Source organism: Chryseobacterium pennae (genome assembly GCF_003385515.1).
Classification (GTDB): Bacteria; Bacteroidota; Bacteroidia; order Flavobacteriales; family Weeksellaceae; genus Chryseobacterium; species Chryseobacterium pennae.
In genome coordinates this window covers 1-13,634 of record NZ_QNVT01000009.1, presented here as the reverse complement: position 1 = coordinate 13,634, position 13,634 = coordinate 1, and the positions used below count along the sequence as shown (strand labels likewise).

Below are 13,634 nucleotides of genomic sequence, written 5' to 3'. Positions count from 1 at the left end.
TCTTGAAAAAAGTCGGGGCGGCAGGATTCGAACCTGCGACCTCCTGGTCCCAAACCAGGCGCGATGACCGGACTACGCTACGCCCCGATGAAAGGTCATCAATAACGAATTTTACTTCGTTTTTGCGGTTGCAAAGGTACAATACTTTTTGAAATAAAAAAATAAATTAAAGGATAATTTTTAATTAAATTTTGGAGAAACTTTTTTGTTAACTTTACTTGATTAATAACCATGGATTTAGAATAACTGGACTTTTTTTTATTTTTTTATTTTTTCCATAGCTCATGACCGAATTTTGTCATCCCCATCTTTAAAAATTAAAAATATGAGATCCCATGATTTTTATAAAATATATCTTCCCGCTCTTGAAAAAGCACTTCAAAATGATGAAGTCAATGAAGGCTTTTATGTTAAAGGTCCGGAAGACTATATAAACCAGGAATCGATAGAAGAGGCTACCCGGTACTTAGAAGAAAATGAAGATGAATTTCTGGAAAAAGTAGCCTATTATTTTGATGCCAAATCGCATAATTTTCCATCCATTCAGGGAGTTGATATAGAAGTTTATAAAGAACAGATTAAAAGTTGTATTTCAAAATTAAAATATTGATAATAAGTGATATGATGACTGTAAGTGTGAAATATAATGATTTGATGATCTGTAAAGCTTTACAGATTAAAATGGAATCTTTTAATCATAGTTTTGAAAAGATATTTGTTTTAAATGATATTTCGTATGTAAGCAAAGATATAGATTGGGACGATTTTTATATGGATATTGTTTACTTTTCTATTGAAGTCACTGATCAATATGGAAATGAGGAGCTTTTATATGATTTTCATTTTAGAATAGAGGATGCAACTGCAACGGAAAATCATATTACAGCTAGAGGAATACCTATTATGCGGTATGATGGAAATGATTACAACCAACATGTTATAGATATTCTTTCAGCCTGGTCAAAAAATCAGGAAATAGATTTTTTAAGCTTAGATCAGGATAAAAAAGATGCATATTGTTCTTCTTGCAGAATCTGGAATTCGGGAACTGACAAGCTTAATAATACGTTTTATGAAGTGGATTTGGATCTGGTAAAATCAGATATAGACTTATTTAATTTAATGGGAGACGTATTATTAGGATCTAAAGGCTATCTCGGGCATGATTCCTATACTTTTGAAGATCGATTGGGGACAATCGTCAATAGGGTTGAAGCAGATACAATTATCAGACTTAAAAATTATCAAAATCTTAAACGATCAATCAATTCCAGAGAGTGGGAATATCTTGATAAAGCTTTTAGGAAAGAATATAAAAATCTTGCTTTTGTATTGGCTTAGATATTTATGAAGTTGTCCCATGTTTTGTTTAAACCATTATGTTTTTAAATGGTATCTTGTTCGCAAAATAACACTATGAATTACTTTGTATATGCACTGGAGCATATTTAGACAGATGAAACTCACACGGCTTCTAAATTTCTAGGGTATTTTGATGATATAGGATTGCTTGAAAAAGCAAAAGAAAATGCGTTGACTTTACCTGGATTTAGCACTTATCCTGAGGGAGTTATTGTCCGGAAATATCAATTAAATACGATTCATTGGCAAAATGGATTCAATAGTGTTGTGGGAGAAATTGGGCGGGATTATTTAACGAAAGAAGATGTGATTAGTAAGGGCAGCAAATCAATAAAAGAGTTGAACTTACAATATGTTTTTCAGGTTAGTCATATTTATACTATTCATACTTTTTTAGATGATGAGAGAGTTATTGGTGTATTTTTAGATGAAGACAAAGCTGATGAAATTATTGACGAGTTAAAACAGAAACGAGGATTTGAAAATTATCCTGATGATTTTATATTGGGTCGATTTACTTTAAATAATCAATTGTGGACATCCGGTTTTTAAAAAAACATCTCTTCTATGAATTGATTGATATTGATGAACCACAGATAGGTATTTAAGAAAGTTTACGAAATAAATAAAAAATAAATGACAATAGAGCTAAATAGTAAATATTGTGGAATCAATTATATCAATTTAAAAAGGAATGAAAATATAATTCAAGATAAATTACTTTTAAAGATTGATAAAGCTTATAGACAAGACATTTTAGACCAAATTGAAGATGATGGGAAATTAAGTATTTATGTTGAAAGTAGAAATAACATTACCTTTTGTTTGTACGAAATAACATTCACTACAGATTATATTTATTTACTTGAAGAACGTGATAATATTGAAGAGATATTTTTGGAAGTTATTATGTCAAATCATAAAAGTGCTTTAAGCGATAGTTATAATCAATTTATTGTTGATATTTTCTATAATTGGAATAATAGTATTGAGATTGATTGGATTAAGATTAAAAATTTAGAAATAAAAGGAGCTTATCTTACAGCTTGTTATCTTTGGAACCATAATATTTTTGAAGTTAAAAATATCAATGAAGTATACATTGACGGTAGATTAATTGAAAGTGATGAAGATTTGTATTATTATTTAGGAGAGCAATTAATTGGTAAGAGAGGTTATTTCGGGAGTAATTTAGATTCTTTAGGTGATTTTTTAATTGATATAGTTAAAAACAATGAGATCAATACAGCAATAATTTTTGATAATACTGATATTATCATTCAAAATACAAGTAAATATTATTTTGAAACACTTGTTTATTTATTAGAAAAAGCTCAATTCAAAATTGAAATAAGAGAGTAGTTTTCACTGGTATGTGCTTTGAACTTCATTGCTTCCATCCTCCAGCTTCCTTTATTTTATTTCTCCTTAATCCCTATATTTGCCGCATGAAACGATTAATGTTGATGAGCTTGCTTTTCCCTGCAATCCTGTTTTCACAGACAAGCGGAAAAGTAATTAAAATCTCAGATGGAGATACCATTACCGTCCTTTTAAAAGGGAATAAACAAAAAAAACTCAGATTGGCAGATGTTGATTGTCCGGAAAATGGACAGGCTTTCGGGAAAAATGCCAAGCAATTCACATCCAGCCAGGTGTTTGGGAAAACAATTAAGTTTACTGAAACCAGTACAGACCGTTATGGGCGCTCTATTGCCAAGGTATATTACGATCAGGATAAATACCTTTCAAAAGAGTTGATAAAAGCAGGAATGGGGTGGTGGTACTTCTCTTATTCTAAAGATGATTCTTTAGGGAGACTACAGGAAAAGGCTCAACAGAAAAAGATGGGTCTTTGGCAGGATGTTCATGCTATTGCTCCCTGGGAATACAGAAAGACGAAACGGGAGCAATCAAAAAAGAAGAAAATGGAAGCATCTAAAATCCAAGTGAAAATGAAAAAAGATGTTTAAAAATAATGAAGAGCCTTAGATTGATTTCTAAGGCTTTTTTATATTCTTAAAATCATCAGATTAAAATAAGAATTGTAATTTATTATATTTGTGGTACAGACACTTACAATAACTGTAATAGGTGGTAGTCTGTGAAACTGAAAAACTTAACCATGAAGCAGACTTTTACTTTCATCATACTGTTTTCTCTATTGGGACAATATCTAACGGGGCAAAAAAATATGATTTCTTTAGATAGTATTTCAAACTTTTATAATGAACTTAAAACCGAGTCTAAAAAGAATATAGAACTTTGGAATAAAGATCTCTATGGCCCAATACTTTTAATTAACCCAAAGACAAGAGCAATTTTTGCCAATGAGGCTGATGAAAATGGTATTTTAAAAGCAGCTGGAAATGTTTATACGGGAGTTTTACCAGATAAAATTAATATTGCGAATACTGCAGTAGACTGGAATGGAAAACGATGGGCAATGATTATGCTTCCTCTCCCTCAAAATAAATATAACAGAGTTGGTTTGCTTGCCCATGAGTCTTTTCATCGTATACAGCCATCATTGGGTTTTGAATTAAGCAATGCTGAAAACAATCACCTGGATCAGAAAGAAGGTAGAGTTTATCTCCGGTTAGAACTTGAAGCCTTGAAAAAAGCCTTGAAATCTGTTTCAGAAAAAGAATTACAGGGACATCTTACGAATGCACTTACTTTCAGGAAATACAGACATAACCTTTATAATGGTTCTAACGTCAGTGAAAATCTCTTGGAACTCAATGAAGGAATGGCAGAATTTACAGGAGTAATCATAGGTGGAAGAAATAAAACACAGTCCGAAGCTTTTTTAGTTGATGGAATTAATGATTTTTTTAAGAATGCAACATTTGTGCGATCATTTGCTTACTACACAGTGCCTGTTTATGGATACTTACTCTATAATAAAGATAAAAACTGGAATAAAAAGATGACGGGAAAAACGGATTTGACAGATTATTTTATTAAGGCATTCAATATTACTATTCCGGATCGTTCAAATAATACGGTGACAAAAATATCCGATCATTACAACGGAAGAATAATTACCGAAGAAGAGACAAAGAGGGAAGAAAAAAAGAAAAAGCTTATTGCTGAATATAAATCCAAATTGATAGAAAGTCCTCATTTTGAAATAAAATTCGAAAAGATGAACGTTTCTTTCGATCCAAAAAATATAATTCCTATTGAAGATAAAGGAACCGTATATCCTACTATCAGAGTTACAGATAAATGGGGGATTCTGACTGTTGAAAATGGTGCATTAATGAGCCCAAACTGGGATAAGATTTCAATATCTAATCCTGTCAGGATAGAGGGTGAAAAGATATCAGGCGACGGCTGGGTTCTCGAATTAACTGAGGGGTATAACATTGAAAAAAATGAAGCAAACGATAACTTTATGCTGGTAAAAAAGAAAGATCTTCAGAAGAATTAAAATAAACTGCAATCCATAAACGAAAAGCTCATCATTTCTATGGTGAGCTTTTTCAGGCTAAAACATAAAACAGACTAAAAATCCGTTGATTCCGAGAGATTTTTCCATTGCTCTATTTCCTCTGATAGTTGGGCGATTTTATCATTGGCTCTTTGATAAGCATCACTTCCTAAGAAAAGATGTACAGGGGCATTTGGTATATTTGTTAGGGTGATGAAAGCATCAGCAATCTTATCAGGATTACCTTGCTGTTTGCCATCTAATGCACTAAATTTTTGATGAGCTTCTCTTATGAATTGATAATCATCAATCTGCTTGCTGCAAAACTCAATAGACTCAGGATGAGCAAAACTCGTGCGAAACCAACCTGGTAAAACAGATGTGACATGGATACCCAGAGGCTTTAAATCATTGGCAAGAGCTTCCGATAAGCCATTTACTGCAAATTTAGAAGCGGCATAAATACTCCATCCGGTTCCTGGTGCAAACCCTGCTATTGATGAAATATTGATAATATGCCCCGAACACTGATTTCGTAAATAAGGAAGAGCTTGCTGAATAACTTTAGTAACAGCAAAGAAATTGACATTGAAGTTGTCCTGAATCTCCTGCTCAGACAGTTCTTCCAATGCTCCGCCAATTCCATATCCAGCGTTATTTACAATGACATCAATCCTTCCAAATTTGTTTTGTGTTTGTTGGAGTGAATCTGCAATTGATTTTTCATCCGTAAGATCTACCTGCAACGGAAGAAAATTTTCATTTTTTCTGATGATTTCTGAGAACGCTGAAGCCTGCCTAGATGTAGCGGCAACTTTTTGCCCCTGAAGTAGCAGTTGCTCCGTCAATGCCTGACCCATACCCTTTGACGCACCGGTGATATACCATATCTTAGAATTTTCCATTTTTGTACTATTTTTATCAATGCAAAATTAGAATGTACAAATGATGAGATGATGGTAGAAATAATACTGATATTTGTAAAAATCAAACCAATCGAAATGACGTAGGATTGGTTCCGGTTTGTTTTTTGAAGAATTTATTAAAATGAGCAGGATCATCAAAACCAAGCACTTCGCTTATTTCCGAAATGGTCCAGTCTGTATCTCGGAGTAGAATTTTTGCTTCTGTAGCTATTCTTTCAAAAATATGTTCTCCGGTCGTTTTGCCTGTTGTTTTTTTAATACATCGATTCAGGTAATTAACATGAACAGACAATTTTTCTGCATAATTTTTAGGATGGCGCAGCGCTAAAGTATCTGTTTTATACTGAATGGGAAACTGTTGTTCCAATAGTTCGGAGAAAATAGTAGTAATTCGTTTTCCGGCATTTCCGAATTGGGAAATAGTATTTCCGGGAAGTGTCCATTTCATAGCCAGATAATACAATTCACTGACATAATTACGGATCAGATCATATTTGTAAATATAATCACCCTGTGCTTCCTTAAATATTTTAATGAAAATATATTTTGCCTCCTCGTATTGAATGTTAGATAATGTAAAAACAGGAGGGAGAGAAGTATTAAAAAGAGGGAGCTGATCCAGTTGTAATTTATGAGTGCTCTGGAAAAATTCATTTCTGAAAATACAAAAATACCCTTTTGTGTCAGAAGATAAAGGCAAGTAGGAATAAGGGATATCCGGGTGAAAAAATAATAGCGTGTTACCACTTACTTTGATTGTTTGATGGCCATATTTGAATATGTTCTCCCCTGAAAAAAGCATAATTTTAAAGAAATTTCTACGAATATGTGGAGGAAGCTCTTCATTATTTTTCATTCGTTCTTCAATACGGAATGCATTGAACTGACCTATCGTTTCGTATATATTTTCTGGATATGTATTAAATTTATGATGATAAAATTCCTCTATGGTTTCCATTGATTATTTTCTGGATAAGTAAAACAATACCAAAGTACGAAAAAGAAAATATAAACAAAACCAAAATCTATTTATGCTTGATTCTAAATAAAGAAGAGATGCATAGAAATGTTATTGGATTAATAGATAAAGTTATTTAATTGCCCATGAACCTTTCAGTAATATAAAATAAAACCTTACGGCAATATTGGTTTTGTGTATTTGAAGCAAATTTGTCAACAAAACAATTGTAATCATGGGAGGAATGTCTGCATTCAAACACGCATTATATTCTTCATAACATCAATAAAAATATACCATCAATAATTATTGATTCTATGCAATAGTAGGGGATGATTCCAATTTTAGGAATGTTCATCTTAAGTAAAAAGATGACTTTGATAGTAAACTAAAAACAAATTTTATGCAAAGAAAAAGTGGTTTATGAATCGAATACAGGCTTTTTATTGAATAAAATTCCGAATAAAATTAAGTTCAAACGATTGATAAAAACATAATAAAAAATACAAGTGATGAAAAAAAATAACCGTAAAATGAGCCTAATCTATGAATGTTGATCTAAAAAATATACATATTGGCTCTTTGATAAATGTACGTATCGAAGAATGTAAAATGGAGGTATTTAGAATCTGTAATTTTTTTAAAATGTACCGAAGCTGAATTGAATTCAATGCTTTTGCAGAAGAATTTAAATACTGAAATAATCTTGAAGTTTAGCATATTGCTGGAGTATGATTTCTTTCGACTCTATTCTCAATATTTAATCCTTTATGCCCCACCAGCCAATGCTGATTATACCCGCAATGAAAATACAAAAAGCAGGCTTCCCCGATACAGAAAAAACATTTATACCCGTGAATTGGTAGATTTTATTCTGGAACAGATAGAAAATGGGAGTAAAACAAAAGTACAAATTATAGAAGAGTACAGAATTCCCAAATCTACACTGTATAAATGGCAAAACAAATATCAACAGACAAAAAATATCACTAAATAGCTTTTGTACAGAGCATATATCCAGTTTATCGAATTATATCTATAACCATAAGTCGCTTTATATCTTGTAAATACAGTATTTTTGACGGCGGAATTATGTGAAAAAAATTATGAAAAACACTCCTGATTATAAAAAAATATACAGTGATATTATCAATATACAGTATCCTGAAAAAGAAGAGATGTGTAGAATTTTTTTATCTAAAGAAAATTTATCAGTACTGGACGTTATACAGATCAACAAAGTTCTTTTTAATACTAATTCCAGTGATAATACCCAATTCAATCAAAGACACCGTTCTTATGATGTCTCAGCAATATCTCATATATTGGATTACCAGAAAAAATATCAATTAAATAATTCTCAACTTGCCAAACATTTTAAGTTAAGCAGGAATACTATAACCAAATGGAAAAGTAAAGTGCTGGGGTAAAAAACTCCTGGATTACTTCAGTTAGCCATCTGCATTTCTAAAAAATTCAATTCATAAAAAACATACAAATGAAAAAGAAAATACGCTTTCTAGTGTTTGTCTTAGGAATAATTTATCCATGTACTGATCTTGTGTATGCACAAATTGGGATAGGTACATCTAATCCTCAAGGAGCTTTACATGTAGATGGAGCTAAAGACAATTCAACCAGTGAAACATTATCTGCAGTACAGATATCCAATGATGTTGTAGTAAGCAAAACAACAGGTTTTATAGGAGTCGGCGTTTTAACTCCTCTGGTAAAACTTGATATGAGGTCTCAGGGAGCGGAAAATTCTCTAGGCTTAAATACTACTACCATGACTGCAGCTGATGCCGGAGCCGGAGCCGTAAGATATGATATAGCGAATGTTCCTGTAGGAGCAAAAATTGAAGTATCAGACGGTTCTGTATGGCACAAAGCATATATAGCCCCTCAAAAAGTGGTGATTGTTGCCCGTAAAGTGAGCAGCCAGTCAATAACACAAAATACAGCTACCAATATCAGTAATTGGAATGTGGTACGTGATATGAGCAGCAGTTTTGATGGAACATCGGGTGTTTTCACAGCTCCCCGTAATGGAACCTATACCTTTTTGCTAACCTTTAATTTCAATGGAGCTGTAATTAATGACGGGACCAGAGTAGAATCCCAATTTTATAATACGACAACCAACACAGTGCTGGCGAGTGTTTACAAAACCTTCGGACAATCCATGACAGGGACTTCGGATGACGCCAATTCTACCCGATCTACACAGGCGGGAGGCTCAAGTACAGTTACACTTACATTAACTGCCGGAACAAAGGTTGTAACAAGACTCTGGCACAATCTGATCTCAAGTGGATCCATAGGGTTGCGAGTGACCACAAATCCTTCTGATCCAACTAATCCGGATGACGGATTCAATAACTTAACCATTATAGAACATTAAAAGATAGATTACTATGAAGAATAAAATCAATATTATATGTCAGGTATTTGCCTGTATTCTATTTTTTTACTCGTCTAAGACAGCTGCACAGGTAGGTTTTTTTACCTCTAGTCCTTCACAGCCTTTACAAATAGATGCGGCAAAAGACAACGGAACAACTCCTGATGCTGCAAAGATTTCCAATGATGTGGTTGTAGATGCCAATGGTAATCTGGGCATTGGTGTTTTAAATCCCATAACCAAAGTGGATCTCCGTTCAACAGACAATAAGGGGCTTATTGGTCTCGGAACCGGCACACAAACACCCGCAGAAGCTGGTGCAGGGGCTATACGCTATAATACAGGTGGTTTTTTGGAATATTCTGATGGTGAACAATGGATTGCCCTACCTCTTGCCCCGCCAACCAAAGCACTTGTTAATGCCAATAAAAGTTCTGCCCAAAGTATAGGAGGTAATAGTACAACCTATATATCCGGCTGGAGCGAGACAGTAGATCTGGGAACCACTCCGAATGGCGATTTTGATCCTTCTACGGGTACTTTTACAGCCCCTCGTGATGGGTTCTATCTGGTGTCTTTCAATATTACTTTAGCTAGTGGTAACATTCCAAAAAACACTTACATAGAAACAGCAATAGAAAGTAATCGGAATGTGGAAAATATTCAAATATTCAAAACGGTCAATTCTTATCCTGCATTTCAGGCCGGAGCTGTAAGTAATTATATAAGTGGAAACTGTAATGCAATTTTTAATCTTAAAACTGGTAATACCATTAAATTCAGTGTAAAGCATAATATAAGTTCCGGAAGAAATACCTTAAACGATGGGAAGCTAAATAACCTAAGTATTAGCGAACTATAAAAACAAATAATGATGCAACAAAATAATATAAAGAATTTAATCAGAGTATCGGCACTGCTGCTTTTCTGGGCAGGGCATAGCAATGCACAAATAGGGATGGGTATAGAAAATCCCACCAATCCTGTTGAAATTAAAACCGATGCAGGGAAGGTTATTGTTGACAATACCGGTAAACTTGGTGTATTGGTTGCCAGTCCAAAAGTTGCCATAGATTTGCGTAGTGGAAATAATGGTGCTGTAGCAGTGGGAAATACCAACAAAACGGCTGTGCAGGCTGGTGCTGGTGCATTGAGATATGTTGGAAGTCCAGCTATTGGAGTGAAAGGATATTTAGAGTTTTCAGATGGAACGAATTGGGTTAGTTTTTTTCCAAAAGGTAAACCACGAATTATTGTAATGGCCAGTAAAACTACTCAGGATACGTATGTGTTTGAGAGTGGTACACCTGCAGAGATTGGACCTAAATCCGGTATTGTGCAAAGGAGATCATCATATTTAACCAATTGGACAGAAAAATTAGATTCTGACTCTGGTGTTCCCACCAGTAACTTTAGTCCATCTACCGGTGAGTTTATCGCTCCTCGAACTGGAATATACTTTGCCACTTTTACTTTTGCATTACAATCGAGCCAGGTCAATACAGGAGGGAATAATCAGACAGAAGCAATTTGGGAGGTCAGAAATCCGGCAGGGACCATCACTCAAAGAGTCAAAACAAATAATGGGTATGCTTCCGATACCGGAGCTGCTCCAAATGCAGTACCAGTGGGATCAGCGTGCACGGTAAGTGTTTATTTGAATAAAGGAGATAAATTAAGACCATTTACATGGATTACCGTAGCATTTGATGGTACAATCAGCCAATTCGATATTTCAGATAGTGGGGCCTATAACTCACTTACCATTGTGGAGCAATAATATCTTTTAACCCAACTTTATACTTTTTAAATAGTAAATACCTCCATAAAATAATATTGAACTTTTGAGCAATATAAAATAGAGCTGTGAGGCAATATTGGCTTTGCGTAATTTAAGCAACTTTGTTATAGAATTTAAACAAACATTAAATGAGCAAAACAATTTTAATTACAGGAGCTGCAAGTGGTTTTGGAAAAATCGCTGCATTTGATCTAGCCCGAAAAGGGTATAAAGTAATTGCCACGGCACAGGTATATCCCCAGATGAGTGATCTGATTCGTGAAGCAAAGGAACTGGGTGTTGAATTGATCGCTGATAAGTTGGATGTCTCCAATTCGCGTGATATCAATTACATTGTAGATAAGTACGATGTTGATATTCTGATCAGTAATGCAGGAATTATGGAAGGAGGACCAATTGCTGAACAGCCTTTGGAACTTATCCGTTCTATGTTTGATGTGAATGTTTTTGGGGGGCTGGAGCTTGCTCAGGGGTTCATTAAGAAATGGGTAGGGCAGAAGAAGGCTGCAAAGATTGTATTTACAACTTCTATGGGAGAATTATGGACGGTTCCATATGTTGCAGCTTATTGCTCATCAAAACATGCTATGGGTGCTATTGCTGAGGGGCTGAGAACAGAACTGGCAGATTTTAATATCAAAATTGCAACCTGCAACCCTGGGGTTTTCGGTACAGGTTTTAATGATCGTGGCGTAGATTCGATCTTCAGATGGTATAACCCCGAAACTAACTTTACCCCATCATCTGCATTTGACGGAGCTGCTGAATCTTTAAAGCAACAGCTAGATCCACAATCAATGGCTGACTGCATTGTAAATGTAGCTTTGGACGATAATTCCAATTTCAGAAATGTACATCCTAAGGAAACTGAGGATTTTGTTAAGCAGCTGCAGGCAGAAGCCTGGACTGCAAAAAGCTAATTGATTTTAGGAAAGCATGAACATATTCTTGTTCATGCTTCTTTCATTTAAACTTTAAAAATATATAAAATGAACATTACATATAATGAGGCAACTCAAATTTTGAATGCCTCTATAGAAAAAGCTAAACATTTAGGAATAGCAGTTAGTATAGCAGTTATAGATACAGGTGGACACCTGGTTGCTTTCGCAAGATTGGATAGTTTATATGGAGTTATCGACTTTGCTCTAAAAAAAGCCAGAACTGCAGCTATGTTTGGCGTTGATAGCGAGGTCATGGGGGCTATTATCTCTGGTGCTGAGATGCACGCCTATGGGATGATTAATTCCAATGGAGGACTCCTTACCATTCCAGGAGGGGTAGTTTTAAAGAATAAGGACGGTAATATTATAGGTGCTGTTGGTTGCTCAGGCGGAACAGCAGAGCAGGACAAAGAAATTGCTGCTGCAGGAGTTGATAAATGAAGTATTTAATTTTTTACAATTCAAATGATGGAACCTGTGTACGAAATAATATTTGATAAGCTGGTGTACTCTTGTATGTTTGAAATGCAAAGAGGAACTGAAGAATATTATCCTGATCATTTTTTAGGATTTCAACTGGCTGGCGAGACTCATGCTTTTTACGATAATGATACTACAATTATTAAGGAAAATACGGTAATACTGGTAAAGCGAAACCAGCTGATCCGAACGATTAAATATCCTTCAAAATCTGGGAACTATAAGTTTATTGCTATTACATTAGATAGTAAGACACTCCAGCATTATGCTTTTGAGAATAAAATTAAGATTAAAGAATGTTATGAGGGAAAGCAGAAGTTTTTTTTTGAACCCAATGAGTTCTTACACAGCTATTTTATTTCGTTGGCTCCCTATATCAACAAAACCAAAGAGGCAACACCTAGACTGGCAGAATTAAAGATCAGGGAAGCGATTGAACTTTTGCTGGATAGTAATCCTGACCTTAAATATGTTTTGTTCGATTTTGCAAAACCACATCTTGTTGACCTCGAGAAATTTATGAATAATAATTTTATGTTCAATATTAGTGTAGGATCATTTGCCAAGCTAACGGGACGTAGTATTTCAGGGTTTAAACGTGATTTTGCCAAAGTTTTTAACCGCCCTCCACAACAATGGCTGAAGGAAAAACGCTTGGAAGAAGCTTATTATTTAATCAAATATAAACAGAAAAAGCCTATAGATTTTTACTTAGACCTCGGTTTCGAAAACCTGTCACATTTCTACTATTCTTTCAAACAAAAATTTGGTGAAACAACCACAGAAGTACAATATTCTAAAACCTAAATCATGGATTTTATTCAACTGCAATCCTGGGCAAACGGAGATGCTGAGCAGGGAAAATGGATGCTTTCATTTTCAGTATTACTCGTTCTGTTATTTATTTTGGTACTCAGGAGTGAAAATACACTTTTGCGTGGAATGATGATCCCAATTTTCTTATTATTAGTATTGAATACCTGCTATGGTACATACCTTGTAATGAACAGAATCAGATATGCAGAAGAAATAAACCAAAAGTTTAAAAAAGATGCTCAGAAAACAGTTGCAGCAGAATATAGGAAAACAAAAAATGATGAAAAGTCCTATACTGTATTTAGAATTGTATGGGCTATGCTCACTATTATTTCACTAATTCTCTGTTTCATTTTTACAGCGGATTATTATAGGGGATTGTCATTAGGGTTTACGGGTTTATTCGGATCAGTGCTAAAAGTTGTGGAGGAACAAATAAGAGATTAACTTTGAGGATGCATATTCCCGACGAGCTATTAAAATTATTGTTACCTGATTTTTTGG

17 protein-coding genes and 1 tRNA gene are annotated in these 13,634 nt (G+C 34.3%); 15 read left to right on the top strand and 3 right to left on the bottom strand.

Features of this window, described 5'->3' with window-relative positions; genetic code table 11:
* Positions 1-12 precede the first annotated feature (12 nt).
* Positions 13-87, bottom strand: a tRNA-Pro gene (locus DRF65_RS10900).
* A 238-nt stretch (positions 88-325) separates the two neighbouring features.
* On the opposite strand from DRF65_RS10900, the gene DRF65_RS10895 reads away from it, so the two are divergent.
* The 6 genes from DRF65_RS10895 (at position 326) to DRF65_RS10870 (ending at position 4,801) form a co-directional block, all read left to right on the top strand.
* Entirely contained in the window at positions 326-610 is a 285-nt protein-coding gene (locus tag DRF65_RS10895) for a hypothetical protein (protein ID WP_115970789.1), read from the top strand.
* 11 nt (positions 611-621) lie between these two features.
* Positions 622-1,341, top strand: coding sequence for a hypothetical protein (locus tag DRF65_RS10890; protein WP_115970788.1), 720 nt, complete (start codon positions 622-624; stop codon positions 1,339-1,341).
* A gap of 165 nt (positions 1,342-1,506) precedes the next feature.
* Positions 1,507-1,914, top strand: a complete 408-nt coding sequence (locus DRF65_RS10885) for a hypothetical protein (protein ID WP_115970787.1) — start codon at positions 1,507-1,509, stop codon at positions 1,912-1,914.
* An 84-nt stretch (positions 1,915-1,998) separates the two neighbouring features.
* Positions 1,999-2,724, top strand: a complete 726-nt coding sequence (locus DRF65_RS10880; RefSeq protein WP_115970786.1) for a barstar family protein — start codon at positions 1,999-2,001, stop codon at positions 2,722-2,724.
* A gap of 86 nt (positions 2,725-2,810) precedes the next feature.
* A complete protein-coding gene (locus DRF65_RS10875) occupies positions 2,811-3,335 on the top strand; it encodes a thermonuclease family protein (protein ID WP_115970785.1) in 525 nt (174 codons plus the stop codon).
* 152 nt (positions 3,336-3,487) lie between these two features.
* Positions 3,488-4,801 carry a hypothetical protein gene (locus DRF65_RS10870; RefSeq protein ID WP_115970784.1) on the top strand — a complete coding sequence of 438 codons (1,314 nt, stop codon included), beginning with the start codon at positions 3,488-3,490 and terminating at the stop codon, positions 4,799-4,801.
* 74 nt (positions 4,802-4,875) lie between these two features.
* Here the strand turns inward: DRF65_RS10870 and DRF65_RS10865 are convergent, their stop codons facing one another.
* Together DRF65_RS10865 and DRF65_RS10860 are read right to left on the bottom strand one after the other, a co-directional pair.
* A complete protein-coding gene (locus DRF65_RS10865; protein WP_115970783.1) occupies positions 4,876-5,706 on the bottom strand; it encodes an SDR family NAD(P)-dependent oxidoreductase in 831 nt (276 codons plus the stop codon).
* 82 nt (positions 5,707-5,788) lie between these two features.
* Positions 5,789-6,685, bottom strand: coding sequence for an AraC family transcriptional regulator (locus DRF65_RS10860; RefSeq protein ID WP_115970782.1), 897 nt, complete (start codon positions 6,683-6,685; stop codon positions 5,789-5,791).
* A gap of 706 nt (positions 6,686-7,391) precedes the next feature.
* Here DRF65_RS10860 and DRF65_RS29150 point away from each other — a divergent pair.
* From DRF65_RS29150 to DRF65_RS10815, 9 genes are all read left to right on the top strand, one after another.
* Positions 7,392-7,682: a hypothetical protein gene (locus DRF65_RS29150; protein WP_317126186.1), complete on the top strand. Its 291-nt coding sequence runs from the start codon at positions 7,392-7,394 to the stop codon at positions 7,680-7,682.
* A 109-nt stretch (positions 7,683-7,791) separates the two neighbouring features.
* Entirely contained in the window at positions 7,792-8,115 is a 324-nt protein-coding gene (locus tag DRF65_RS10850) for a helix-turn-helix domain-containing protein (RefSeq protein WP_115970781.1), read from the top strand.
* Positions 8,116-8,183: 68 nt separating this feature from the next.
* Entirely contained in the window at positions 8,184-9,089 is a 906-nt protein-coding gene (locus tag DRF65_RS10845; RefSeq protein ID WP_228438636.1) for a hypothetical protein, read from the top strand.
* 13 nt (positions 9,090-9,102) lie between these two features.
* Positions 9,103-9,951, top strand: a complete 849-nt coding sequence (locus tag DRF65_RS10840; protein WP_115970780.1) for a complement C1q domain-containing protein — start codon at positions 9,103-9,105, stop codon at positions 9,949-9,951.
* Between the two features lie 9 nt (positions 9,952-9,960).
* Complete coding sequence (locus tag DRF65_RS10835) at positions 9,961-10,869, top strand: hypothetical protein (protein WP_228438634.1); 909 nt, start codon at positions 9,961-9,963, stop codon at positions 10,867-10,869.
* Between the two features lie 149 nt (positions 10,870-11,018).
* The gene (locus DRF65_RS10830) at positions 11,019-11,810 is read left to right on the top strand and encodes an SDR family oxidoreductase (RefSeq protein ID WP_115970778.1); all 792 of its coding nucleotides are present in this window, start codon (positions 11,019-11,021) and stop codon (positions 11,808-11,810) included.
* Between the two features lie 69 nt (positions 11,811-11,879).
* Positions 11,880-12,275 (top strand): GlcG/HbpS family heme-binding protein, encoded by a 396-nt coding sequence (locus DRF65_RS10825; RefSeq protein ID WP_115970777.1) that lies wholly within the window; start codon positions 11,880-11,882, stop codon positions 12,273-12,275.
* A gap of 27 nt (positions 12,276-12,302) precedes the next feature.
* On the top strand, positions 12,303-13,121 hold the full coding sequence (locus tag DRF65_RS10820) for a helix-turn-helix domain-containing protein (protein ID WP_115970776.1): 819 nt from the start codon (positions 12,303-12,305) through the stop codon (positions 13,119-13,121).
* 3 nt (positions 13,122-13,124) lie between these two features.
* Entirely contained in the window at positions 13,125-13,577 is a 453-nt protein-coding gene (locus tag DRF65_RS10815; protein ID WP_115970775.1) for a hypothetical protein, read from the top strand.
* Positions 13,578-13,634 lie beyond the last annotated feature (57 nt).